The 21,120-nt window shown below is 67.7% G+C and carries 21 protein-coding genes; 6 read left to right on the top strand and 15 right to left on the bottom strand.

The features are described 5' to 3' along the window. The first annotated feature begins 243 nt into the window (after positions 1 to 243). Complete coding sequence (locus ACZ3HL_RS41580; protein ID WP_465537312.1) at positions 244 to 1,014, top strand: NYN domain-containing protein; 771 nt, start codon at positions 244 to 246, stop codon at positions 1,012 to 1,014. A gap of 286 nt (positions 1,015 to 1,300) precedes the next feature. Here the strand turns inward: ACZ3HL_RS41580 and ACZ3HL_RS41575 are convergent, their stop codons facing one another. Both ACZ3HL_RS41575 and ACZ3HL_RS41570 read right to left on the bottom strand, forming a co-directional pair. Next, entirely contained in the window at positions 1,301 to 1,831 is a 531-nt protein-coding gene (locus tag ACZ3HL_RS41575) for a hypothetical protein (RefSeq protein ID WP_465537310.1), read from the bottom strand. 526 nt (positions 1,832 to 2,357) lie between these two features. Further along, positions 2,358 to 2,771: an endonuclease/exonuclease/phosphatase family protein gene (locus ACZ3HL_RS41570; RefSeq protein ID WP_465537309.1), complete on the bottom strand. Its 414-nt coding sequence runs from the start codon at positions 2,769 to 2,771 to the stop codon at positions 2,358 to 2,360. Positions 2,772 to 2,917: 146 nt separating this feature from the next. Between ACZ3HL_RS41570 and ACZ3HL_RS41565 the strand changes: the two genes are divergently transcribed. Continuing rightward, a complete protein-coding gene (locus tag ACZ3HL_RS41565; RefSeq protein WP_465537326.1) occupies positions 2,918 to 3,742 on the top strand; it encodes an SAM-dependent methyltransferase in 825 nt (274 codons plus the stop codon). Positions 3,743 to 4,114: 372 nt separating this feature from the next. On the opposite strand, the gene ACZ3HL_RS41560 is transcribed toward ACZ3HL_RS41565, so the two are convergent. The 4 genes from ACZ3HL_RS41560 to ACZ3HL_RS41545 all read right to left on the bottom strand — a co-directional run bounded on the left by ACZ3HL_RS41560 (position 4,115) and on the right by ACZ3HL_RS41545 (position 7,884). Next, the gene (locus tag ACZ3HL_RS41560) at positions 4,115 to 4,927 is read right to left on the bottom strand and encodes a hypothetical protein (RefSeq protein WP_465537307.1); all 813 of its coding nucleotides are present in this window, start codon (positions 4,925 to 4,927) and stop codon (positions 4,115 to 4,117) included. A gap of 695 nt (positions 4,928 to 5,622) precedes the next feature. Continuing rightward, a complete protein-coding gene (locus ACZ3HL_RS41555) occupies positions 5,623 to 6,552 on the bottom strand; it encodes an endonuclease/exonuclease/phosphatase family protein (protein WP_465537305.1) in 930 nt (309 codons plus the stop codon). 98 nt (positions 6,553 to 6,650) lie between these two features. Beyond that, the gene (locus ACZ3HL_RS41550) at positions 6,651 to 7,214 is read right to left on the bottom strand and encodes a DUF6624 domain-containing protein (RefSeq protein ID WP_465537303.1); all 564 of its coding nucleotides are present in this window, start codon (positions 7,212 to 7,214) and stop codon (positions 6,651 to 6,653) included. Further along, positions 7,207 to 7,884, bottom strand: coding sequence for a class I SAM-dependent methyltransferase (locus ACZ3HL_RS41545; RefSeq protein WP_465537301.1), 678 nt, complete (start codon positions 7,882 to 7,884; stop codon positions 7,207 to 7,209). The genes ACZ3HL_RS41550 and ACZ3HL_RS41545 overlap by 8 nt, the downstream gene beginning before the upstream one ends. A 322-nt stretch (positions 7,885 to 8,206) precedes the next feature. On the opposite strand from ACZ3HL_RS41545, the gene ACZ3HL_RS41540 reads away from it, so the two are divergent. Then, complete coding sequence (locus tag ACZ3HL_RS41540; RefSeq protein WP_465537300.1) at positions 8,207 to 9,421, top strand: hypothetical protein; 1,215 nt, start codon at positions 8,207 to 8,209, stop codon at positions 9,419 to 9,421. A gap of 408 nt (positions 9,422 to 9,829) precedes the next feature. Here ACZ3HL_RS41540 and ACZ3HL_RS41535 read toward each other — a convergent pair whose 3' ends face one another. The 4 genes from ACZ3HL_RS41535 to ACZ3HL_RS41520 form a co-directional block, all read right to left on the bottom strand. After that, positions 9,830 to 10,180: a hypothetical protein gene (locus ACZ3HL_RS41535; RefSeq protein ID WP_465537298.1), complete on the bottom strand. Its 351-nt coding sequence runs from the start codon at positions 10,178 to 10,180 to the stop codon at positions 9,830 to 9,832. A 237-nt stretch (positions 10,181 to 10,417) separates the two neighbouring features. Beyond that, positions 10,418 to 10,702 carry a hypothetical protein gene (locus ACZ3HL_RS41530; protein WP_465537297.1) on the bottom strand — a complete coding sequence of 95 codons (285 nt, stop codon included), beginning with the start codon at positions 10,700 to 10,702 and terminating at the stop codon, positions 10,418 to 10,420. Between the two features lie 168 nt (positions 10,703 to 10,870). Then, on the bottom strand, positions 10,871 to 11,413 hold the full coding sequence (locus ACZ3HL_RS41525) for a hypothetical protein (RefSeq protein WP_465537295.1): 543 nt from the start codon (positions 11,411 to 11,413) through the stop codon (positions 10,871 to 10,873). A gap of 137 nt (positions 11,414 to 11,550) precedes the next feature. Continuing rightward, positions 11,551 to 12,072, bottom strand: a complete 522-nt coding sequence (locus tag ACZ3HL_RS41520; protein ID WP_465537294.1) for a hypothetical protein — start codon at positions 12,070 to 12,072, stop codon at positions 11,551 to 11,553. Positions 12,073 to 12,265: 193 nt separating this feature from the next. On the opposite strand from ACZ3HL_RS41520, the gene ACZ3HL_RS41515 reads away from it, so the two are divergent. Next, positions 12,266 to 12,994, top strand: coding sequence for a pentapeptide repeat-containing protein (locus ACZ3HL_RS41515; RefSeq protein ID WP_465537293.1), 729 nt, complete (start codon positions 12,266 to 12,268; stop codon positions 12,992 to 12,994). Positions 12,995 to 13,374: 380 nt separating this feature from the next. On the opposite strand, the gene ACZ3HL_RS41510 is transcribed toward ACZ3HL_RS41515, so the two are convergent. From ACZ3HL_RS41510 to ACZ3HL_RS41500, 3 genes are read right to left on the bottom strand one after another with little or no spacing between them, the layout of a single operon-like run. Next, positions 13,375 to 14,274 (bottom strand): acyltransferase, encoded by a 900-nt coding sequence (locus ACZ3HL_RS41510; RefSeq protein ID WP_465537291.1) that lies wholly within the window; start codon positions 14,272 to 14,274, stop codon positions 13,375 to 13,377. Further along, positions 14,271 to 14,789 (bottom strand): hypothetical protein, encoded by a 519-nt coding sequence (locus ACZ3HL_RS41505; RefSeq protein ID WP_465537289.1) that lies wholly within the window; start codon positions 14,787 to 14,789, stop codon positions 14,271 to 14,273. The genes ACZ3HL_RS41510 and ACZ3HL_RS41505 overlap by 4 nt, the downstream gene beginning before the upstream one ends. Beyond that, complete coding sequence (locus tag ACZ3HL_RS41500; RefSeq protein ID WP_465537287.1) at positions 14,786 to 14,935, bottom strand: hypothetical protein; 150 nt, start codon at positions 14,933 to 14,935, stop codon at positions 14,786 to 14,788. The genes ACZ3HL_RS41505 and ACZ3HL_RS41500 overlap by 4 nt, the downstream gene beginning before the upstream one ends. 1,428 nt (positions 14,936 to 16,363) lie before the next feature. On the opposite strand from ACZ3HL_RS41500, the gene ACZ3HL_RS41495 reads away from it, so the two are divergent. Then, positions 16,364 to 16,906: a hypothetical protein gene (locus ACZ3HL_RS41495; RefSeq protein WP_465537285.1), complete on the top strand. Its 543-nt coding sequence runs from the start codon at positions 16,364 to 16,366 to the stop codon at positions 16,904 to 16,906. Between the two features lie 376 nt (positions 16,907 to 17,282). After that, complete coding sequence (locus ACZ3HL_RS41490; protein ID WP_465537284.1) at positions 17,283 to 18,986, top strand: hypothetical protein; 1,704 nt, start codon at positions 17,283 to 17,285, stop codon at positions 18,984 to 18,986. A gap of 328 nt (positions 18,987 to 19,314) precedes the next feature. On the opposite strand, the gene ACZ3HL_RS41485 is transcribed toward ACZ3HL_RS41490, so the two are convergent. Together ACZ3HL_RS41485 and ACZ3HL_RS41480 are read right to left on the bottom strand one after the other, a co-directional pair. After that, the gene (locus ACZ3HL_RS41485; RefSeq protein WP_465537281.1) at positions 19,315 to 20,412 is read right to left on the bottom strand and encodes a hypothetical protein; all 1,098 of its coding nucleotides are present in this window, start codon (positions 20,410 to 20,412) and stop codon (positions 19,315 to 19,317) included. A gap of 226 nt (positions 20,413 to 20,638) precedes the next feature. Next, on the bottom strand, positions 20,639 to 21,028 hold the full coding sequence (locus ACZ3HL_RS41480; RefSeq protein WP_465537279.1) for a hypothetical protein: 390 nt from the start codon (positions 21,026 to 21,028) through the stop codon (positions 20,639 to 20,641). Between the last annotated feature and the right edge of the window lie 92 nt (positions 21,029 to 21,120).

Genomic DNA, 21,120 nt, shown 5'->3' with positions numbered 1-21,120 from the left:
GATCGGCGCGGCTTCGTTTCGGTCTGCCAGTCGTGTGTGGACCGCTCGACCAGGTGAACCAGCGGCGTCAGAGCCGATGATGACCGTGAGTTTGCCTATTGTCGAGCTGTGACGCGGTGCGGTAACGACGTTGTCGGCGGGCCTCTCGAGGAGCGGGAGGCTGTCCGCCTGGTCCGTGAGGCCGAAGCAGACCGGCGGCGTCTGTACGGTCGGTGGGAGCGCACCGGTCCGCGGGGACTGCAGGTGGCGTTGCTGATCGATTTCGAGAACGTGGTTCTCGGGGCTGGTTCGACGCTGCCCGACCGGTATGAGCCGGTCCCGGCGAAGGCGTTGACATGGTTGTGCCGGGCGTATGGGCCGACCACGATCCGCCGCGCCTACGCCGACTGGGCCGACCCGCGGTTCGGCCGCTACCAGCAGGCCCTGGAGCGCAACGGGGTCGACCTGGTACAGCTGGGACACGGGCCGTCCCGCAAGAATGGCGCGGACATCCGGATGACGGTGGACGCGATGGAGACCTTGATCGTGCACCCGTCGGTCGACGCGTTCGTGTTGGCAAGCGGGGACAGCGACTTCTCACCCTTGGTGTCGAAGCTGCGGGAATTCGGTAAGTACGTGATCGGCGTCGGCGCGGAAACCTCCGCGAGCACGCGGTTGGTGTCGGTGTGCTCGGAATACCAGCTGTGGGGTTCGATCGTCGCGCAGGTAGCACCGCCGTCGGATGAGGCACCTTCCGATGCGCGCAGTGGGCAGCGCCTGGCCGACGCCGAGGCGCTCGTGGTCGCCGCGATGAAGAACAGTCCGACGTCGGCACCCACGGCCTCCGGACTGAAATCGAAGATGATGACCTTGGACCCCACGTTCGACGAGGCGAACTACGGCTGTGCCAGCTTCCGGGAATTCCTGGGCCGGCTGGAGCATCGGGTCCGACCGGTCGGCCGCTCCGGCGGCGACATCACGTTGGCGCTGACCGAACCCGCCGAGCAGCCGCTGGCAAGCTCAGCAGCGGAATAGACGCCGGACGTCGCGCTGGATTCCACCGCGCGATGCTTCCTGGCGGGTCTCCTATAACCATGTCGCGCCGGAGGACGTCGAGACGCAGAACGCGGGCAAGAAGGTGGCGCAGGAGTACGGGCGCCGGACCAATCACACGGCGATCATGCGGTCGCGGGAACGGATTCGCGAGTTCTTCGGAGACCTGCCGCTGGCTCATCGGTTACTACCGCTGACCGCCTGCGCGGAAAGCCCGAACGAGAGACGCCCGTCGTCTCTAGGATGCCGCTCGTCAGGTCGGTGAGCATCAGTAGTCACGACCGAAGAAGCCCGCGTGGTCCAGGGTAGAAATCAGAGGTCTGGTCTGGGCGTCGTGGACAAGGTTTCGGTAGGCGCGGGCGCGGTCGCCAAGGGTGGCGGTTTCGGGGCTCGGGGTGGCGGTCAGGTGGCCGGTGCCGATGCTCAGGCACAGGGTGCGCAGCTGGTCCAGCTCGGGCCCCATGGTCGTCAGTTCGCCCAGGTTCAGGCTTTCCTCGTAGCCGAGGGCGTCGCTGCTGTGCGGGCCGATCGTCGGGTTCTCGACGAGTTCACGGAAGGTCTCCGGCGTTCCGGTCAGCAGCACCACCGGGGCCAATAGAACATCATTGAGAGCGGCAGGGTCGGGCATGGCCTGGTCACAGACGAGGGTCGCAGTCTGCACCGCGCGGCCGAATACCAGCACGGCGAGTCGTTCCCATCCGGCCGGCGCCGATTCCCAGACCTCCGGTCGTTGACGCAAGTGCCAGGCGACCAGAACGTCACCCCAGGCCAGCCCGACCGTCCACGGCGTCCATATCACACTGGCGACCTTAGCTCCTTGTAGCCGATGCGTCCGGTGTGGGGCGGACACGACAGGCCACCACCGAACTCTTCAAAGCGTTCGGAAACCGACATGTTCGTCTTCTGCTCGGCGACACCGATGGGCAGGCGTCTGCCGGATAGCCCGGTCGGGACAGAGGATCGCGGCCAATATCGGTCAGCCGAGGTGCCGGGCAAGTCGTCCGGTGCGGTAGGTGAGCATTGCCGGGAAATGATCGGCCAGCACGGTGGGATCAAGGGTGAGGCCGTCGTGGAGGACCGGGGCTCGCAGATCGTGTCGTACCGCAGCAGAGTGGGCCCGAGGTCGGGTGTGGCCCAGATCTGGTCGAATCGCGCGTAGGGGTGCTCGCTACCGGGCCAATGTCCGACGGTGGGTCGCCGGTCCGCGCCGCACGCGCAGGCGGTGTCGATCATCCCCGCGTGGGCGAGGTGGGCGGTGGGGCGCCGGTCCGCGAGCCAGGTCCGTTTGCCGGTGTCTGCGTCGAGGGTGATGTCGCAGTAGCTGGTCAGTCCCGGCCGCCACTGGGTCTGGCCCAGCTCGCAGTCGTAGCACGGACCCCACCACGGCCCCCAGGGGTTCGCGGGGGCAGGACGCGGGCGGCGGAGACGCTGTTGAAATCCCCGGCGATCAGCGCGGGCCTGTGGTCTGCGGGGCGGGTCATCGCCACGAGCACCCGTTCGCCCTCGTCCGTACGGCGCTCCCGGCCGAACGGCGTCACATGTACGGAGCCGTGCACGATCGGGACTGGGCCGCCGACGTCCAGGGTCTGCAAGGCGAGGGATTGCCAGAAGCTCGTGCCCGCAATGCCGTACCAGCCGCCGGTGACCGGGGTGATCCCGTCGGTCCACAGGAGCCCGACGTGAAATTCCTGGTTTCCGACCGCGAGCGCCGGCACCCCGGACGCGGTCACGCAGTGCATCCGCCATCCTCTCGATGCGAAACCGCGCGCTGCAGTGCGCGGGGCGGCGGCATCGTGGTGTCGGTCGGGACCTGGGTTGTTCCTGGAGCCGGTAGGGTGCCAGCATTCGACGCGCCGCCGGAAGACTATTGGGGAACACGATGAGCATGGACGAAGCCGCCCGCGTGGCCGCGTCGGTGGACAAGGTCTCGGTGGGGCGGGTGTATGACTATCTGCTCGGCGGGACGCACAACTACGCCGTCGATCAGGATTTCGCTGAGAAGCAGCTCGCGGTGCTGCCGGAGATCCGGGACTTCGCCCGCGCGAACCGCGCGTTTCTCGGGCGCGCTGTGCGGTTCATGGTCGCGCAGGGGATCCGGCAGTTCGTGGACATCGGCTCCGGTCTGCCGACACAGGGCAATGTGCACGAGGTCGCCGACGAGGTGGCGCCGGGTGAATGCCGGGTCGTCTACATCGACAATGAGCCGATCGCCCAGGCGCATGCGCAGATCCTGCTCGAGCAGACCGCGGACCCGAACCGGCACGCGGCACTGGACGCCGACTTTTTCGACCGGCGCCTGCTGTGGGACCGCGTGCTCGGCACCGGCCTGATCGACCGGACCCAGCCGATCGGGCTGCTGCTGGTCGCCCTGTTGCATTTCATGCCCGACGACCAGAATCCGCACGCCGCGCTCGGTTTCCACCGCACGATGCTTCCGCCGGGCAGTTTCCTGGCGGTTTCCCATATCCACGTCGCGCCCGAGGATGTCGAGACGCAGAACGCGGGCAAGAAGGTGGCGCAGGAGTACGGGCGGCGGACCAACCACGCCGCGATCATGCGGTCGCGGGAACAGATCGGCGAGTTCTTCGGGGACCTGGAGCTGGTCGAGCCCGGTCTGGTGTGGCTGCCTCAATGGCGCCCCGACACCCCGATCACGGTCAAGGATGCCGCGCGGTCGCGCGGCCTGGCCGGAGTGGCACGGACCCGCTGACAGCGCTGATCCATCAACCGCTAGCAGGCTGACTGTGTATCCGGCCGCGAGCGGGGGGCTCAACTGGCCGTCACAGCTGGCCGTACGCGGGGGAACCCCACCTGGCCGCTGACAGACGCCTCGGCGTTTGTTCGCATCCACGTCGGACATACCCCGACCACACGCGGGGTCGATGTGGTCGTGCTCGCGGGCATTGCCAACCGCGCGAAGCTTCGTGATGGTCACGATCGTTTCCAAGGACGATGGTCGAGGCCTTTGGTCAGGTCGTTGGAGACGGGCGAGAGCAGGAGCCACAAGGGGCTCGCCCGTGACGCCCAGCTATCAGCGCTGCGTACTCATTCCCTGAGCTGCGCCGGCAGTGTCGACCGCGACCTAAGCTGTGGGCCCTCCGGCGAAGGCCGCGCTGGTGGCATCCAGCGGCTCCCCACCTCGGTGTGACTGGGCAGGGCGGGTGGCGATCCAGACGACCCTAAGCGGTACTCGTCCGGGCCGGGCGCGGGTTGCGGCGGCTTGCTCCGCCTCGGCCTGGCTCGCCCAGGCCAACGGTCCGCCGAAGGCGAGGTCGGTGACTGGCCCGCGAAGCTGGCGCTTGCGGTGGTACTCGGCGACGGTTTCGTGGACCCAGCCGCCCGGCCAGCGTCGCGACGGCCCGACGATACCGTCTCCCTGGACCGCCATCTCCTCCCTGATCGTTTCCATCCTGGCGAACTCAAAGCGGAGGTCGGGAGCGGCGTCGTTCGCGACAAGATGCATGCGATCGCTGAGCTCGCTCATCTCCGTGCGCAGCTGCAGCACCTGGTCGGCTCGGGCGTCGACGTCAACGGCGGGTTCAGCGGGTGGGGCCGCGGCCTCTGACGCGGCCTGCAGAGACATCGCCGTCGCCTCGGTCGGGGCGCCACCGGCGCGGACGACGTCCTCATAGCCCGGCCACACACAGCCGTACGCAGAGGCGAAGTCCGAGCCGGGGGGAGGTGTCGTGTACCAGGACAGACCCTGCCGGGCGCCAGATCCGCGGACCGGCATCCGGGGCTGCCACCGGTAGGTCACGTCGTCCAGCCGTTCCCGGACGGTCACGCCATCGTGAGGCCGTTCCTGGCCGCACGCGACCAGGTCGAACACCAGCTCTGGGTTGATCAGTGGATGGTCGACCCAATGCCCGCGCGCGCACAACCCCGAGGTGCGCACGATGTATTCCTCAGACAGCGACCACACCACGAGCCCCCACCGCTCACATGCCCCGCACCGCGGGCACGTCACCACGTGCCCGTGCCAGGTCATCCTGCCAATCGACACTGCCAGCCGCATCCGCGCACCCACCGCCGGCAGAGTTCCCCACTCCAGGTCCATCACGTCAGCCTAAGCCCGGCCGGCTTCTGCAAGCCAGCGCGACGCGCATGGCGGGAAGCGGCGAAACCGGGTCGGGAACCCGCCACTGGGACAATCGCTGAGGCCTTCGTCCCGGGCAGGCAGGACGGCCTCCTGCCTCCTGCAGCGATCCACGTCGACGTGCACCGAAACTGCCACTCGAGGGCGTCGACCAGCGCCGACGATGCGCCGGCTGAACACCTACCTGCTGCGGCCTAGCGGTGCCCTTGGACGCCGGGCGGCCGCCGGCCAGGGAGGGGTGTTCGGCCGCGACAGTGTCGATCAGCCCGAGCGGCGTGGCGCCAAGACGCCTCCAGACTCGGCGGACGAGCCGTCCGGGATACCACTGCCTTGCTATCGATCGGCGCAGCGGTGTGCGGCTGGTCGAAGTCGGTGTCGTTGCCGGTGGCCGGGCCGCGCAGAGGAGCGGTGACCAGTGCGACCGCGGCTTGGTGAGCGTTGCAGTAGCCCCGGCGCCGTCTTCGGGTGCCGGCGACCGCGATCGGCGCGCTCGATTAGGTTCCGAGCATTGTCTCGTCGACAGCCACCACAACGGGGTCGTGATCGGTGCATTGTCCAACGACGTCGGCGCCGGCGACATCGACCGTGATCACAGCCTTGTCGGGGAGATGGTGGGTGGCGTACCAGCGGTCGATCCGACGCGGCGGATGCTTGTCCCCGGGAAACCGGCCGGTCGTGGCCTTCCACGGCACATTCGCGATCCGGGCGCAGTCACGGAACCGGCCCGGTCCCTCCAGACGGCGCGCGACGCTGCGATCGAGCCGGCCGTACTCGTCGAGCTGGTAGGCGTGATCGGGATGCCAAGCGACTCCGTGATAGGGATCAGGGTCGTAATCGGTTTCGCCGCCGTCGGACAACATGACCTTGGTGGCGCCCACCCCGTTCCAGTCGGCGGCGGCGAGTCCGGGGATGTTGTCGCCGTTCATGGCCCGCATGACCTGCCCGGCGTCAGCCCAGCCCCATCCCCTGCCTGGTTCGAACGGGGAGAGCTGCCCGTTCCCGACACGTATCTTCTTGCCGTTCAGGTCGAACACCGCGGTGACGAACGAGTGCCACATCCCTGCGGGATCACGCTCGAACCGCCCGATTTTCCCCTTTATCGGCGTGATTGTGACCTTGCCGGGGTGGACCCCGTCGCGCCATAGCAGAGCGGCGTGGTGGTGTCCGCCGCCCAGTGCGCACACGACCTCGCCGTCGATGTCGCAGCGTAAACCCACGGCTTCGGCGAGCCGCTGGACACGGTCCTCGGCCAGCCCGCGTTTATCAGGGTCTCCCGGGTCCGTCGGCGGGTGAGCGACGATCTCCTGGACAGCGACGACATCCGCGTCGATCCGGCGGATCATCTCTTCCACTTGCGCGAACCGAGCCTCGTCCGCCGGATCGCCGTAGAGGTTGAACGCGTTAACCGATGCCAATCTGATCACGCGGCACGGTAGCGGGCATGCGAGTGACCCGCAGCGCTGGGTGCCAGGTGGTAGGCCGCCCGACCTGGGATGCGCGAGAAACCTCCCAAGTGGGTCCGCTAGAGGGTGGCCAGACGCGTGGCGTCGACGGTGTCGTAGTCGGGATACGCCGCGGCGAGGGCTGCCTCAGTGAGTGGCTCCAGCCCGATCGACACGCGCCGCGCGTTCACGCCCGGTGCGTCGTCGAGCGGGTACAGCCGGCATCCCTTGCGGGGGAAGCACAGCGATTGGGTGCCCCAGCGCTGCGGGCGTCGGGTGTCGGTGGCGACGCGGTCGGCGAGATAGGCGTGATCGCGCACCCCGACCTCGTCGTCGGGATCGACGGCCGCGGCGAGCAGCGGAAGCCACCGCGCTCGATCGTCCGCGGGGGCGTGCTGGGCGAGCAGCCATGCCGCGTGCGCGGCCTTTGAGCCGACCAGCTTCGTGCTTGGCCAGCCGACACTATCGATCACCGAGGCCAGGAACGCGGTGTTGCCGGCGTCGACCTCGCTGACGCGCTGCCACTGCGCCGGCGTGGGGGAGTGGGGATCGAGCGCCCGCCGAGCGGCCTGGTCGGTGTCAGCGCGACTGAGAAGTTCGACGCCTAGCACCGCGAGGTCGGCTGCTGGGAGGTTCTCAGGCATCCGCGACGCACCTGGGCTGGTCGGGCCGGAGGTCGGCTTCCACGATCAGGGTGCCCAGCTTCCTGGGATCCGGAGCCACCACGATACGGGCGTGAATGTTCCCGAAGCCGCTGCCCCGCAGCAACTCCGCCCAGGTCTCCGGTTCGTAGGACCATCGGTACACCCACTGCGGTTCGGCACTGAACTTGGCTCCGTACGTGCCCTGTATGCCGTAGGCGCCCGGTACCGGGGGAGCGTGGGAGAACACCAGCTTCCCGCTGGGTGTCAGGTGATCCCGCATAAGCGGCAACAGCACGGCGGGATCGACGAACCAGAGCGCGCCCCAGATCGAGTAGATCGCATCCCAGCTCCGGTCCGCTCTGGCCAGAAACTTCACCACGTCGCCTTGGTCGAAGCGGGCTCCCGCCACGTGTCCCCAGCGGCGACGCGCGTGAGCGCACTGCGTGCCGGAGGTGTCCACGCCCGTCGCGTCGACGCCCCGCATGGCCAGTGCCGCGACCGCGTCCCCGTGGCCGGATCCGAGTTCGAGAGCTGAATTCGGGTCGCCGAGCAGTTCGATCCCGGGACCGTGGGACGGATACTGGGTCCACCCGAACGGATCGAGCGGCACCTCGGCAGTGTCGGCGTTGGCCGTGCGAGCCGCGTAGCGGTCCCAGTAGGCCGTGCTCATCGGTTTGCGCCGGCGAGCCTGGCGAGCCGATCCGGACGCACTGCGGTGATCCCCCATCGCACCAGCGTCCAGTAACTGCGGGGTCTCTCAACGTGCAGTGGACGGCGACACCGCGCGGCGAGGGCGGCCGCCGCATCCAACGGGCAAACCTGCATGAGCTCGCACGGTACCGGCACTCACTGCGGCCGCTACTCAGGACGCTCGGCATTTCGTGCCGGGACGAGCCTGCCAGTATGGAGCGATGTGGGAGAGGGAGATCGCACCGCTCGGCCTGGTGATCACTGCGACGCGTCGGGTGGTGTCGATCGCGCAAGAAAGCAGGATGGATCCCCACAGTCGGGAGCAGCAGATCGTCACGGTGTTGGAGGATCTGCATCGGGCTGGTGGGACCCGGGATGCGGTGATCGCCTGGGCGCACGTGATCGCGACGTTGTCGTCAGCGGGCCGGTCGCCGCACGCGACGAAGCCGGGTGCGACCCCGCCGGGCGTGTCCCTGGTCAAGCCGGACGAGGACACTCGTTCGGTGTGGCCGGTGAAGGCAGCCGCGCTGATCGACACCGCTCACGAGGGGAAGCTGCACCGGCGGCACCCGGTGGTCGGCGACGTGTTGACCTTGGCTGGACCGGAACAGTGGGCTCTGGTGTGGCGGCTTCGGGAGCTGCTCCTGGAGCCGCTGGGTGACGGCGGCCGGGACACCGCGGACCTGACCGCCGCGGCCGCGGCGGGAGACACCGACCGCTACACCGCCCTGATCGACGACCTGATCGTCAGGGACCGGCTCCTGGGACTCGTGCAGTGGTGGACCGCGATCGCGGCCAGCACGGTCGCGGCCGCGACGGACATCATGCCCGCCGAATCCTGTCTGCACAGCTATGTCCAGGAAACCGTCGTCGATGGACAGTTGGAGGCATTGGCCGCGTTCGTGACCGTCCTGCTAACCGCGACCCGCGAGCAGCTCCTCGAGGACGTGTACCCGCTGGCTCGTCACGTGTATGAGGTCATGGACGCCATCGGTGGCCGCCGCCATCTCATCGCGGCGCTGGTGATTCACGCCCCGCACTTCCGGGCTCAGGAAGGTGGCTGGTGCCGGCGCGCGGCGGCGATCACCGCTGCCGCGGCCAGCGACCACCACGCTCAGGCGCAGACCTACCTGGACAGCCTGATCCGCGTCGGTGGTCGTCCCGCGCTGCTGGCGGTCGCCGGGGCGTGGCTGGACATCCTGGCTGAACGACTGCACTACCTCGACCGCGTGACCTTGGCGGTCGTCGATCCGCACGGTGTTCCCACCGGCATGGTCGACGGCCTCCACCGGCTCGACCCCTCCCACGAGGAACAGCGCGTCCTGATTCGCGTGCGCGACGCCGCCAAGCGGATCCGTGCCGGCGTTCCGGGCGCGCTGGACGACCTCGGCCCGGAGATCGCGGACGCCACCGAGGACGGCATGGCCGCCGTCATCCAGCTCGCACTCCTGGTCGGCCATATCGTTCGGACCGCACCGAAAGACCGTGGCCCCGATTCGCTGGTCACCACGCCCTGACCGGCAGACGGTCAGGCAAGTCTCGTTTCGTCGACCTCCACCACGAGCGGGTTGTGATCGGCGCAGTGGCCGACGAGTTCGGCCCCGACTACATCGAGGTTGGCCCCTGCGTCGTCCGGGAAATGGTGGGTGGCGTACAGCGATGGATCCGACGCGGAGGATGCTTGTCCCCGGGAAACCGGCCGGGTGTCCCTCCAGTCGCAGCGCCGCGCTGCTATCGAGCTGGCCGTACTCGTCGAACTGGTAGGCGTGATCGGGATGCCAGGCGACCCCGTGATAGGGATCAGGGTAGTAGTCCGTTTCGCCGCCATCGTTCAGCGTGACCTCGCCGGCCCCCGACTTCCAGGCCGAGCTCCGCCATCACAACCCGCACCAGCACTGACGGTTTGCCGCCCGATCGCTCGAACGTCAGCGGACCGGGCGCGGCCCAGTCCGCTCGGCGAACGACCTGAACTCGAACATGGCAAGCTTGAGGCCCTCGGCGGTGTCCTCGTCCATACAGCTGATGATGCCGCCGTCCGGATCGTCGATGTGCTGAGCGATCTTCTGGGCGAGGGCCTGGGCGGTGTCCTCGGGGAAGGTCTCCATCTTGCCCGAGCAGAGCCGCACGATGGTGGAGCCGTGCTCGCCGACCGGGTCGGCAGTGACGGCCTCTAGCCGGAACGGGTCGTACGGGTCGCTGGTGCCTGGTGCCGCGGTCACGCGAAATCCGAGGATGCGGTCGGCGCGGATGGTCGTCTGCCAGTTGGCGCTCTGCACCCAGAGCTTGCATGTCATCGCGGGCCTACAGGTCGTCCTTCGGCGCCGCGGCGTGCTGAAGGATCGACGCCAGCCGGTTTACCGTGGTCGCCTGAGCGAGTTGGGCTCCGACTCGCCCCTTCGACGTCGCCGTTGTCCAGCGCCGTCAGGGCTTCCGTCTCGTGCACGCCCGGCCCGGGCGTCGAGTAGTCCCCGCTCATTCGCACTCCTCACCTCGCGTATCAGTGATCACCCTGGTCACGACCTGCGGTTGAACTTCTCGAAGTAGGCCGGTTCATTGTCTGGTGCGACCGTCAGGCCGAACACGTAGAACACCGTGTTGCCGTTCGCGTCACGGCCATCGGCCCAGCCAGGGCCGGTGGACCAGGTGAGCGGGCCGGGGTTGTCGGGGTGCTGGGCACGGAATCCGTCGAGGTCCGCGATGGCCTTCTCGGTGGATTCGTACGCTGTCGTGAGGATTCCGGGGTTGGCATCCGTGGTGCGGTCGTGCACCACATACACGGCTCGCTTACTGGTGGTCATGGACGTCATCCTGCCAGCCGCAACCGACAGAGACGATCAACACGCAGAAGCCAACGCAGGACACCCCAGCACGATCATGACGCACGGGCCGCGCCGGTACGTCCCCGGCGCCCAGGACCTGTCCCTGGGCAAGGCCTGAAATTTCCCGATCACCGCGGCCTGGGCGACTTACACCATCGGAACACGGCGGTCGTCCCACGCGAACACGCCGTTCCCCTTCGCCCAGCCGAGTCCATGAATCCCAACCTTGGCCAAGATTCCTCGCACGCCCGCGGCGTCCTGGCGGGGCCGGTGAAAGCGGGTGACCCACCAGGCGCCTCGCGTCTTATCCCGGCAGTACTGCCCGGTGGAGACGCCGCATTTCGAGCAGGGCACACCGGTACACGCGTTCCATGCCCTGCGCAGTGCGGCATCGACCACCGCCTGGTCGCGGGTTGCCGTCGTCGTCGGATCGAGGGTGAAGTACTCCATCACCCGGCGATGCTGGCAGGAGATCCGTACGCCGGAAGTCCGCCGCTCCGGTGATCGCACGGAAGAACCGGGAATTGCGCACGGTCCGGTTAATGACGCTTCCCAGTTGTTGGCGACGAGCTGATCCACAGATGCCGGCATCGAGCACCGCGTCGGCGGCATGAACCGTGTCGGCCGCGAGACCTTCCACGAAGTCGTCGATGTCGGGCCGTCCTGACCGCCCGCGTCGAGCTCGGCCATCCTGTCCGCGAGGCGTGGCAGCACCTCATCCGTGGCCCAGAGCCGGATCCTTCCGCAGACAGCTGGGATGAATCCAACGTCTACCCGGCGCTGCACAGCTGCGGAACTGGGCGCAGCGACCACAGGAAACGGCGTGATCAGCCCTCGGCCGGGATGGCATCGTTCCCGGAGATCAGGCGAGTCATGTGCCGCGCTGCCCGGGAGTGCCGGATCCCGACGGTGGCCCAATCATCGATGAGCTGTCCCGCGTCGCCTGCGCTCATCGGTAGATCCAGGTAGTCGCGCAGGGCGGTGATCGCGTCGTCGCGGGTCCTGCGGCCGTCGACCACGTCCCGCCCTAGGCGCTCGATTACGTCAGAGTTCGTGCTGATGGTCAACAGTCGCTGGCTGTGCATGACTCGCTCGTCAGGCGGCATCGCGGCGAACCCGCTCACAGGGCCGACAAGGTCCTCGAACGCCTCGGCGTAGTCGGGTAGGTCGTAGTTCCAGTGGTCGATTGACTCGGCCGCGCCGATGGGGGTGAGGCCGCCGTCGGCCTTGTCGAGCAGTTCGCCGATGGCGGCTTCCCGAGCAATGTCGCCGCGTGTGACGGCCGCGCCGAGCCGTTCGGTCAGGGCATGTAGCTCGTCGTCGGTGAGATTGTGAGCCGGTGCGGTCATACGGTCACTGTGACAGATCCAGCGTCGTCCGGGGGAGTACCCGCGGTCTGGCACCCGACGATCAGAGTGACCGACGGGGTCATTGTCGGCCGGACGAACACGTAGAGCCGCGCGTGGCATCGTGCCATGTGATGTGGCTCGTCACCTGCGCGAATGCGATGCGCGTCGTGCGGAGGACGGTCACAATGACCGCATGAGTGACGATCAAGTCCGCCTGGTGACGGCTTATCTGGCCGCGGCCGAGGCGTTGCGCGATGCCGATGAGCGAAAGCGTGCGGATGCGGTCCGGGCGCTGGGGATTCTGTGGCCGGCGATTCCACCGGCGAATAGCCTAGACCGGATCCTGTGCACCTTGCTGGACTTCTTGCACGACCAATACCCGGCTGACGGCGACCTTCCTGAGTCGTCCTGGAAACGTCTGCCGCCAGACAAGGCCGCAGTTGCGGCCGAATTGCGCACGCGTACCGGCAAGGCAGAATCCGCCCTGGCGCTGGACCTGGCACAGCTGAATCTGGCCAGGGCAGACCTGCGCGGAGCCAAACTCGGGAACACCAGTTTGCGCGGCGCCTGGTTGCACAACGCCCAGCTCGGTGACGCGGAGCTCATCCGGGCCGACCTGCAGGCTGCAGTCCTGCCGGAGGCCGACTTGACCGGGGCGCACCTGGCAAACGCCAACCTCCGCAAGACCAATCTGCGTTCGGCGAACCTGGCCACAGCGACCCTGACGGGCGCGAGCCTGCGAAACGCGAACCTGAACAGGGCCAACCTCACCAACGCGGACCTGACCGATGCCGACCTTGAGTATGCGGACCTCAGCGAGGCCGATCTGACTGGCGCGACTGTGACCCGTACTCGGTTCGGCAGGGCCACGGTAGAGGGAACCCTGGGCTTGCCTCGCGGGTTCGACCCTGGAGAGCCGTAGCTCAGACACCACGTCCTGCGGTAACGCGGGCCTGACCTGGCCTGTCTTCCGGTCGGTGACGTAGCGAGTGGGACACCCCAGCAATATTCGTGTGCTTGGCGTCCGCGGCCGTGCTCAGCACACCCAGGCCTGCTCGAATTACCCGGTGCACAGCGTTCGCGGGGCCCGGACATGTCGCCCGGGATGCAGCCGGTCCGCCACATCGTGAGCGTGTACTTGGTGATCAGCCGGTGGGGGGGCGATGGTGTGGCACGGTCGTGATGGTGTCTCGGGCGTGGCGAGGCTGGGCGCTTCCACCGAGCACGGTCTGCATCCTGTCGCCCTGCTGCAGGTGGACCGTGGGGACGAACCGCTCGCGGCGCCCGCACGGTTGACCGTGATCAGCTGGCGGTGTTCTTCGCAGCAAGGCGATGCTCGATCGCGCGCTCGATGAGCAGGTCCGCCAGCACGGACTCCGTCGGGGTGGCGCACTGGCGCATGGTGACGTGGTAGCTGACGCTGATCCACTTGTCGTAGAGCAGCATCGCCATTGTCCGGTGAAATAGTGCCGTGTCGCCGCCGGCCTGAGCTTTCGCCTGGTTCTCCAGCTCGGCGAGCGTCCTGGTCAGCTCCACCCAAGCCGTGCTGTAGCCCGTCTGGCCGTCTGGTTCGGCCATGTCGCCGAGCGTGCTGCGCGCTGTCGCCGTTGGTGGGCGCGTCGACGGGCGGGCGGGGACGCCGAGCAGGGTGGCGTGGTCGGGGTAGTCGCCGCGGGCCACGACCGCGCCGGCGCCGACGGTGGTGTGACGGCCGATCCGGGCTCCGGCCAGGATCGTGGCGCCGGCGCCGATCCAGGAACCGGCGCCGATTTCGACGGCCGCGGCCTGCAGTGGCAGCTGGTGTCCGATCGGGACATCGGGGTCGGCGGCGACGTGGTTGTGGTCGAACACTTTCACGTCCGGGCCGAAGAACACGTGGGCGCCGACGACGATCGAGGTCATGGCGTGCAGCTCACAGCGGCGGCCGAGCAGGACGCCGTCGCCGAGCACGATCGCCGGCGGGCCGTCGCTGGTGTCGCCGGGGAACCCTGACGACAGCGTGACGTGCTCGTTGATCACGCACCGGGCGCCCAGCACGATCCGTCCCACGCCGTCAAGCACACCCTGCGGCCAGGCCAGGTAGGTGCCCTCGCCGAACGCCGCGAACCCGATCGCCTCGGGCGAGGCAGGGGTGACCGCGGCCGCCATCCGCTGGGCCTTCCACCACGCGCGCAGCCGGGCCGGGCCGTTGTGGTCGGTCATCTCGGATAGCCCCGCGTGCTCGGGGCGAAGCCGTCGAACGTGGTGGCCGCTTGGTCGGTGAGATGGATCCGCATGTCCAGCGGGATCCTGGGCGGGGTTTCGGCGATCGTGAGCATGTAGACGGCGTCGGCGTCATCGAAGAGCCGGGCGAGCGGCCGGACGATGATCCGGTTCGGGGAGGGGCCATCGAGGGAGGTCAGGATGTCCAGCAATGCGGTGGCCAGGTAGCTCCAGGCCCGGCCCGGCCAATCTTTGAGCTGAAAAATGGAGACGTCCATGAACTCGTCCGGTCCGCGGCGCGGGGACGCCGCGTCCGCGTCTGTGTCCTCGAGAATGAAGCGCCAGTCCTGGCAGAGCAACCGATACCTGAGCAGGATTTCGACACTGGCGCGTAAGCGCAGCACCGCGTACGTCAGCTCACCCGGGGTCGGAGTCCCGCCAAGTCCGCGTGCGGCGTGCTGGTGGTAGTCGACACCGTGCCGCAGTGGCGGAAAGTCGATCGTCCGGCCCGTCACGACGCCGAGAGCAGGGCGTCGAGGGCACGGTCGATGCCGTTCTCGAGTTCCGTGACACGCTGAAGATCAGCGGGGTTGCAGGCCTTGGAGTGGTGCTGTCTCGTCACGCCGCAGGCGCCGCAGACTTCCAGGTCAGGGTCGAACACGCGAACAATCCTACGGACCACCACCGACAGAAGCCGCCACGCCTGCGGCCAGGATCGTGTTGCTGCTTCATGCCGCGGTCCCTCCTGATGGGGCGGGAGATCGCGTACGCGCCGGCCCCGTTGCCGACGGGCCAACCGGGCCGATGGATTCGTCTCGCTGACGCGAAGCCATGTTGGCCTGAGGTCACCCGATAGTGGGACAGCACCTGGCGCCTCACGATCACTGCTCTGAGCGCGGGAGGCCGGAGCTGACCAGGCTCCCGACGCTGCGCAGTGTTCGACGAGCCGCCTCACCGGCCACTGCCGGTCTAGGAGCGCCTGGGCCGTGGCCCCAGACCTTGGTCGAAGTAGTCGGCAGGTCGCCTACGGACGGCGACCATCTCGACCTCGCCCAGCCACTTCGCAAGCATGCGGCCACAGTGCATCAGCGGCGGTGAACCTGAACTCGTGCTCCAGCGGCTGCCGCCTCGAGATCATCGCTAGAGCGGCCCACCGAGCCTTTCGCGAAATCGCTTCCGGATTACAGGCTCGGCCGGATCGATCAGGCCCGGTCAGGGCCCGGTTGCGCAGGTGCGTAGGTGCTGCACGGTGGCGCCGGAGACTTGCCATGTCTCAGGGCGGTAACAAACCGGCGTGGTTGGTGACCATGTCCGCCATGGTCTAGCATCGCTCTTGCTGAACGTCAAAACAGCAAAAGAGAAACCCTTTCGGGTGGCTTTGGTAGGTGGCCGGTCGGGTCAACGACCGACCACCGGACCTATCGGCCGATCAGCTGGATCAGTGTGTTACTGAGTGCCGCCAGCTGACTTGCCAGGATGATGACCGGGCCCCACCAGATGAGCTTCTGCCACCTGGTGGGGTAACCCCGCTGATCAGCAGCGCGGTGCCCCTCATCCTTCTCTTCCCCGTCATGTGTCATCGTGCTCCGTTCGGCTACCTGGATATTCACGGCAACCGACCTTGCGGCCGGTTCCCCCGGAACCGGCCGCTGTGAAGCTCGAATCCACACGACTCATTCGGCATGTGCCGATGCCTGAGAACTTTAGCGAAGGCGCCCGTTAGCACGATCAGTGGGGCTGCATGGAATTGCACACCTCGCGCAACGACAGGCGAACATGCAAGTTGCCGCAGCTCAGACACTGTTCCTGCACGTGTACAGGAGCAAGTTGCGACTCTACTTAGAGTTGCGGCCTTACATGTAAGTTTACGTGTAAGCATCACTGGGTCAGTTGTTAAAGTGATCAGTAACGTTACTGATATTGCGTTGTGAATTTATTAGTTCACCTCGTCTGATAAGTGAAAGTACCTGCCACGGTGGGGTGCGTGCCCGCCGCGTGGACCCCGGAGCGAGCGTCTCAGAGTGCCTAATGGCGGTTGTCGAGCGGGTGGCTTCATGCTCTGGGATCTGGAAGGTGTGGTCGGTGCCTAGTGCGGCCGCTGGCGTCTGCATGCAGGGATCTCACCGGGCCGTGGGTCTCGTGCTGCCATCCGTACAAACCGAAGCAGGCAACCAACACCACGGTCGAGGTGGCGAACTTCCTGGGGACGCGCCGGAATCTGGTCGATGCGATGACTCACGATTTCCTGGTAGTGGGTTGCTCGGCGAGGGAGGTGGCGGCTGCGGCCTACCCGGCCTTCGGTCGGGACCAGGTCATGGAGTACCTGGCCGCGGTCGCCCTGCAAGCCTCGGCAGCCAAAGCGATCGCCGAGGCTGGATTGGCGCCCGTGGCGGACACCAGTGTGTCCGGGATCGAGGCGCCGCGGGAAGCCCTGGTGGCACTCAGCGGTAACGCCGACGAGACCGCTGATTTCGCGACCGTGCCCCAGCGCCTCCGGGAGGCTCTGCGTGACTTCGCGATCACCGTGACCGTGCGGGCGGGCGAGCACGACGAGGTCACCGACGCCCTGGTCGATTCTCTTCTCCTCGATGGCGAACTTGTTCGCCTGGTCAAGATCGAACCCCGATCCTGATCGCTGCCGACGGTTTCAGATAGCGAGATTCTGCTCGTGTTACGAATCGGCCCGGATACGGATGCCGTCCGTGCCGGACAGCGGGCCGGTCGCGCGCTCGGGCGTCGATGAGGTTATGGCGTCGTCGTGCCCGACGACTCCGGGCGGACGAAGATCCCTTCGGCTCGGCGGAGGAGGGCGGTTGTCGCGACATTGCTTGGTAGTCTGCGCGTGGCTGTCGCGGCAGCCAGCGAGGTGCCTCCTGATCCCGGTGTGGAGTGCGTGCCTCCCCGAGACGTCCCTCAAGGGTGTCACCGCGGGTTGAGCATCGCGTGAAGTCGGTGTCGTTGGGCAACCTCACATCGACGTTGACCGGGGAACGTCGGCGGAGGATGTCATGGCACAGAACAGCTCTGCGTATCCGGAATGGATGCATGCCCGTCGTCGCTGTACGGGTGAATGGCTTCGTGAGATCAGCGGCGATTACCGCCGGGGATGGGGACGTTTCCCCGCCGCTGTCACAGCGCAGCAGAAGCGGCTGGAAGCCGGGTTGCTGCTCGCGATCGGCGATGTCGAGAAGTGGTTCCCCGTCTGTCGGGACGACGTGGACGATCCCGCTGTCGTGATCGAGATGGTTCGTCCGCTCCCGGACGGGGTCGCATTGAAGATCGCCGACGGCGCACTGGAGGGGTTCCTCGCGGCCGTGTTGCCGAATCTGTGGAGCGAGGACCTCTCCGGCGTGCCTGGTCTGCGGCCCTCGCCCGACGGGAACCACCTCGATCTGTCTGTGGTGGGAACGAGACCGGTGGCGTCCGCGCGGCTGCGCGGCGTCACTCGGAAGCGCTGGAACGAGGTGCAGGAGTACCTGTGCGGTCATCAGGACCCGGACGTGCGGATCTGGCGCGATGTCCGACGTCGCTGCCACCCGGTGGAGTTGGCTGCGCTCCGCGCGCGGTCGGATCGGCGTGACGGCGTGATGAGCGCGGTCCTCCGGCGGTATGCCCTGTGGAAGAACGCGGACTGGAGCGACGTCCGGACGACCACGGATGACCTGCAGGTCCGGTGGAGCGGCGGTTCCGGCAGCGCGGTCGTCGCCTGGGCACTCACGCACCCCGTGTGCCGGATTCCGGGCGTCGATCCAATCCCACAGCGCCTCGCTGCCGGGGAACGGATGGTGTTCGCGCCGAGCGACACATCCTCCGGCAAGCGGGAACGGCAGCGCGCAGCCGCAGTCCGAGCCGCGTATCTCGGTGAAGACGTCGACGTCGCCGAACGGGGAATCACGTCCGTGGATCTCGGGTTGGACGCCTGTTCGGGACCTCAGCGGGAACTCAGGGCGCTGCTGGCACTCCATATCTTCAACAAGGGTCCGAACGCCGCCCCGCCTGGCTGGCGCGGTGTCCACCACTCCACTGACTACTCCATGTCCGTGTCACCCCGCGCCGACGAGCTCGTGATCCGCACGAACGCGTCCGACAATCTCACCAACTGGTTCGTCCGCTCCAGTGAGGGCAAAGGGGTTCCTGGATTGCGTCTGGAATGCCGGCCCACGGGGAGCGCTTTCCGCCTGATCCATGTGCCGACGGGCGCGCGGATGACCGTCACCAGTGCCGAAGAGCCTCCCCGCTGTGCGGCGACGGCGCACGACCACGGATGGGGTACTGATCGCTGGCCGACTGCCGACGTACCGATCCGCCAGGACGAACTGGTCGCCCTGGCGAGCCTCCCCCCACGCACTCCAGACGCGACGATGTTGCTCGCCGCGCTCATCGTGCGGATGGAGGCCCGGGACTCGGACGATAACTGGGCGATCGGATCGTGGTGGTACGACCCGTTGAACCGGACGCCCCGGCTCGACGAGTTCAGCGACACGCACCGCAGGCTCTGGGGAGCCAACGATCACTGGACGCTGGAATGGAACGAGTATCCCTACGAAGACGACCTGATCCAGGCCCTGACTGATCCGGTGACCGGGATCGGCGCATGCCGGGTTGAGCGGTCGACCGACCACACTGAACTGCGGCACGGCACTGCTGTATTGCGGCTGGTGCATGTTCCCAGCGTTCTTCGGAGGAAGCTCGCGACGCACGCTGCGGTGTAGTCCGCGGTGTGCGGACGGCCTGCATCCGCGGTCGGCACGTCCCACGGACTGGGTGCGCCCCTCAGTGACCGGCAGCCTCTGCCAGGCAGCGTGGAGCAATTGGTTGACAGGCTCGCCTACCTCCGATCCCAGCAGCATCCTTCACCGATGGGTGCGGGAAGCGCGCGAGGAGAAGCTTCTCGCGCCCGGACGGTGTGCAGCATCGACGACGCCGGTGGCGCGGATCGAGAGAGGCCGCGTCCTCGAAAGCCGACGTCGCCGACCATGCGCGCCACGGCGACGCGCTGCGAATGCGGCCGCCACGGGTAGCACTCTGAGGTTCGTGGGTTCAGCCGCCTACGGTGATGCCGCGAGACTGCTTGATGCCGTCGAGCAGGTGTGCGTACTGCGGGGTCATCGTCGCCGCGGCGGCGAAACCCGGGCGGTTGAACCGATTGGTCCCGTACACCGTCAGTCCGTGGGGAGCGCCGTCGAGCGGTTCCGGGGTTCCGTCGGCCCGTATCCGCCGCGCGGGCTCGGCGGAGCGGGGATCGAGAATCGATTTGAGATACCCCTCGACGTCGGTGTCGTTCTCGCGGTGCCAGACGATGGTGCAGCCGTCGAGCGTGGTGACCTGCTCGCCGGTGCGTCGCGCTGCACGGCGCGCACGCTCGCGGCGTTCCGTGTCGTGGTCTTCTGCGCGGGCGCGGGCCGCGAACTTCATGCCGGGCACGACCACGACCTCGTCGGCTGCTTGGCCGTCGTGGGGGAACAGCCAGACCTCGTCGGGCCATGCGCCGTGACGCCGGGCGGCCGCGGGGGCAGCGGTGGGGTCCTCGTGCCAGAGCCACAGCTGGGAGTTCTCGCTGACCGTGTCCCGCCGGAAACGCGGCGCCCGCCGCGGGTCGCGGTCTAGTACGAGGACTTCCACCGGCAGGGCTGAGCGCCGACGCTGCCGGTCGCGGCGTAGCGCGGCCAGGTGCGAGCGCATCTCCTGCTCGGCGACCGCGCGGTTGGCGAACCTGGACACCGTCCGTGGCTGGTCGTGCTGCAGTTCGGCGCGCACGTGGCCGCGTTCCCAGTCTTGGGCGAGCCAGATTCCCCATACTGGCGGGCCTTCCAGCAGGGCTTCCGCGCACGCCGGGCACCACCCGTCCGGGTGTGCGTAGAACTGCTCCGGCGGATCGAGCAGGAGGCCGGGCCCGGTGAAGACCATCCCCATCGTGAGCTTGAACATTTCCGCCGCGACGTGGCCGTTGTACTCATCCCACACGAGCGTCACGCCACCGTCTTCGTGGTGTGTCACCACGGCTCGGTCGTGGTCGAGCAGGTGCGCGACCGGCTCGACACGGGTGAGGCGTGCGCGGCTGTAGGCGACGAGCATGCGGCAGGCGCGGTCGGGAACGGCGGCCAGGGTCTGTTGGTAGAGGTCGTCCAGTGTGGACACGTTCATCTCCGCTCTCGTGAGGCTGGGCACGACGAGGAGCGCACAGGTGTGCGCTCGGGTGTGTCGTTGCGATCCTCAGCCCGAGAAGAGCGGGGCTGCTGCGGTGGAGCTTATGCCAGGGCAGTGTACTGGGAATCGGGGCGAACAGGGAATGCGTGACGTGACGCCGTGTGTCGGTTGCCGCGTCGGCTGAGCGAGGGGTGGTCCAGCACCGCTCCCACGTGCGTCATGTGCTTATGGGAATTCCGGTGTCGGCGAACGCGGTGTCCGGCAGGCCTTCGCGCAGGTGCCGCATGTCGTCGAGGTGCTGGTCGAACAGCACGGTGGCGGGGCCGCGGCGTGCTGCGAAGGCGGCGAGGTAGTCCGGTGTGAACGCGATGCCGAGGTAGGCGCGGCCCGCGTCGTTCCAGGTCGGATCCTCGACGGCCCCGTCAGGATGTGCGCACCAGGCGTGGGGTGTCACGAGGCCGGTGTCGGCGAGCGCGAAGCTTCCACGTAGCAGGCCGTGGCGTTTGCTGTGGCTGGTCGCGTTGGTGAAGCACGCTCGCTGTGGGCCGCGGGTACGTCCGGCGGGGAGTGGTGCCGGGGTGAACCATCGGCCGGGCGATATCAGCATGGCTTCGGTGTTCGGATACCTGAATTGGTCCTGCGGGGGCAGAAGGTCGCTGACGCGATGTAGCCAGGTCAGCAGTTCCTGTTGGGGTCCGC

It is taken from the genome of Amycolatopsis sp. NPDC000009 (genome assembly GCF_055563465.1).
The sequence above is the reverse complement of the archived record's forward strand: the minus strand, read 5'-3'. Positions and strand labels throughout refer to the sequence as shown.

Excerpts from the sequence above, each read along its gene's own strand:
- ACZ3HL_RS41570 (WP_465537309.1), bottom strand. The coding sequence starts at position 2,771 with ATGCACTGCGTGACCGCGTCCGGGGTGCCGGCGCTCGCGGTCGGAAAC.
- ACZ3HL_RS41565 (WP_465537326.1), top strand. The coding sequence starts at position 2,918 with ATGGACGAAGCCGCCCGCGTGGCCGCGTCGGTGGACAAGGTCTCGGTG.
- ACZ3HL_RS41550 (WP_465537303.1), bottom strand. The coding sequence starts at position 7,214 with ATGCCTGAGAACCTCCCAGCAGCCGACCTCGCGGTGCTAGGCGTCGAA.
- ACZ3HL_RS41545 (WP_465537301.1), bottom strand. The coding sequence starts at position 7,884 with ATGAGCACGGCCTACTGGGACCGCTACGCGGCTCGCACGGCCAACGCC.
- ACZ3HL_RS41540 (WP_465537300.1), top strand. The coding sequence starts at position 8,207 with ATGGATCCCCACAGTCGGGAGCAGCAGATCGTCACGGTGTTGGAGGAT.
- ACZ3HL_RS41530 (WP_465537297.1), bottom strand. The coding sequence starts at position 10,702 with ATGACCACCAGTAAGCGAGCCGTGTATGTGGTGCACGACCGCACCACG.
- ACZ3HL_RS41525 (WP_465537295.1), bottom strand. The coding sequence starts at position 11,413 with ATGGCCGAGCTCGACGCGGGCGGTCAGGACGGCCCGACATCGACGACT.
- ACZ3HL_RS41520 (WP_465537294.1), bottom strand. The coding sequence starts at position 12,072 with ATGACCGCACCGGCTCACAATCTCACCGACGACGAGCTACATGCCCTG.
- ACZ3HL_RS41515 (WP_465537293.1), top strand. The coding sequence starts at position 12,266 with ATGAGTGACGATCAAGTCCGCCTGGTGACGGCTTATCTGGCCGCGGCC.
- ACZ3HL_RS41510 (WP_465537291.1), bottom strand. The coding sequence starts at position 14,274 with ATGACCGACCACAACGGCCCGGCCCGGCTGCGCGCGTGGTGGAAGGCC.
- ACZ3HL_RS41490 (WP_465537284.1), top strand. The coding sequence starts at position 17,283 with ATGGCACAGAACAGCTCTGCGTATCCGGAATGGATGCATGCCCGTCGT.
- ACZ3HL_RS41480 (WP_465537279.1), bottom strand. The coding sequence starts at position 21,028 with ATGCTGATATCGCCCGGCCGATGGTTCACCCCGGCACCACTCCCCGCC.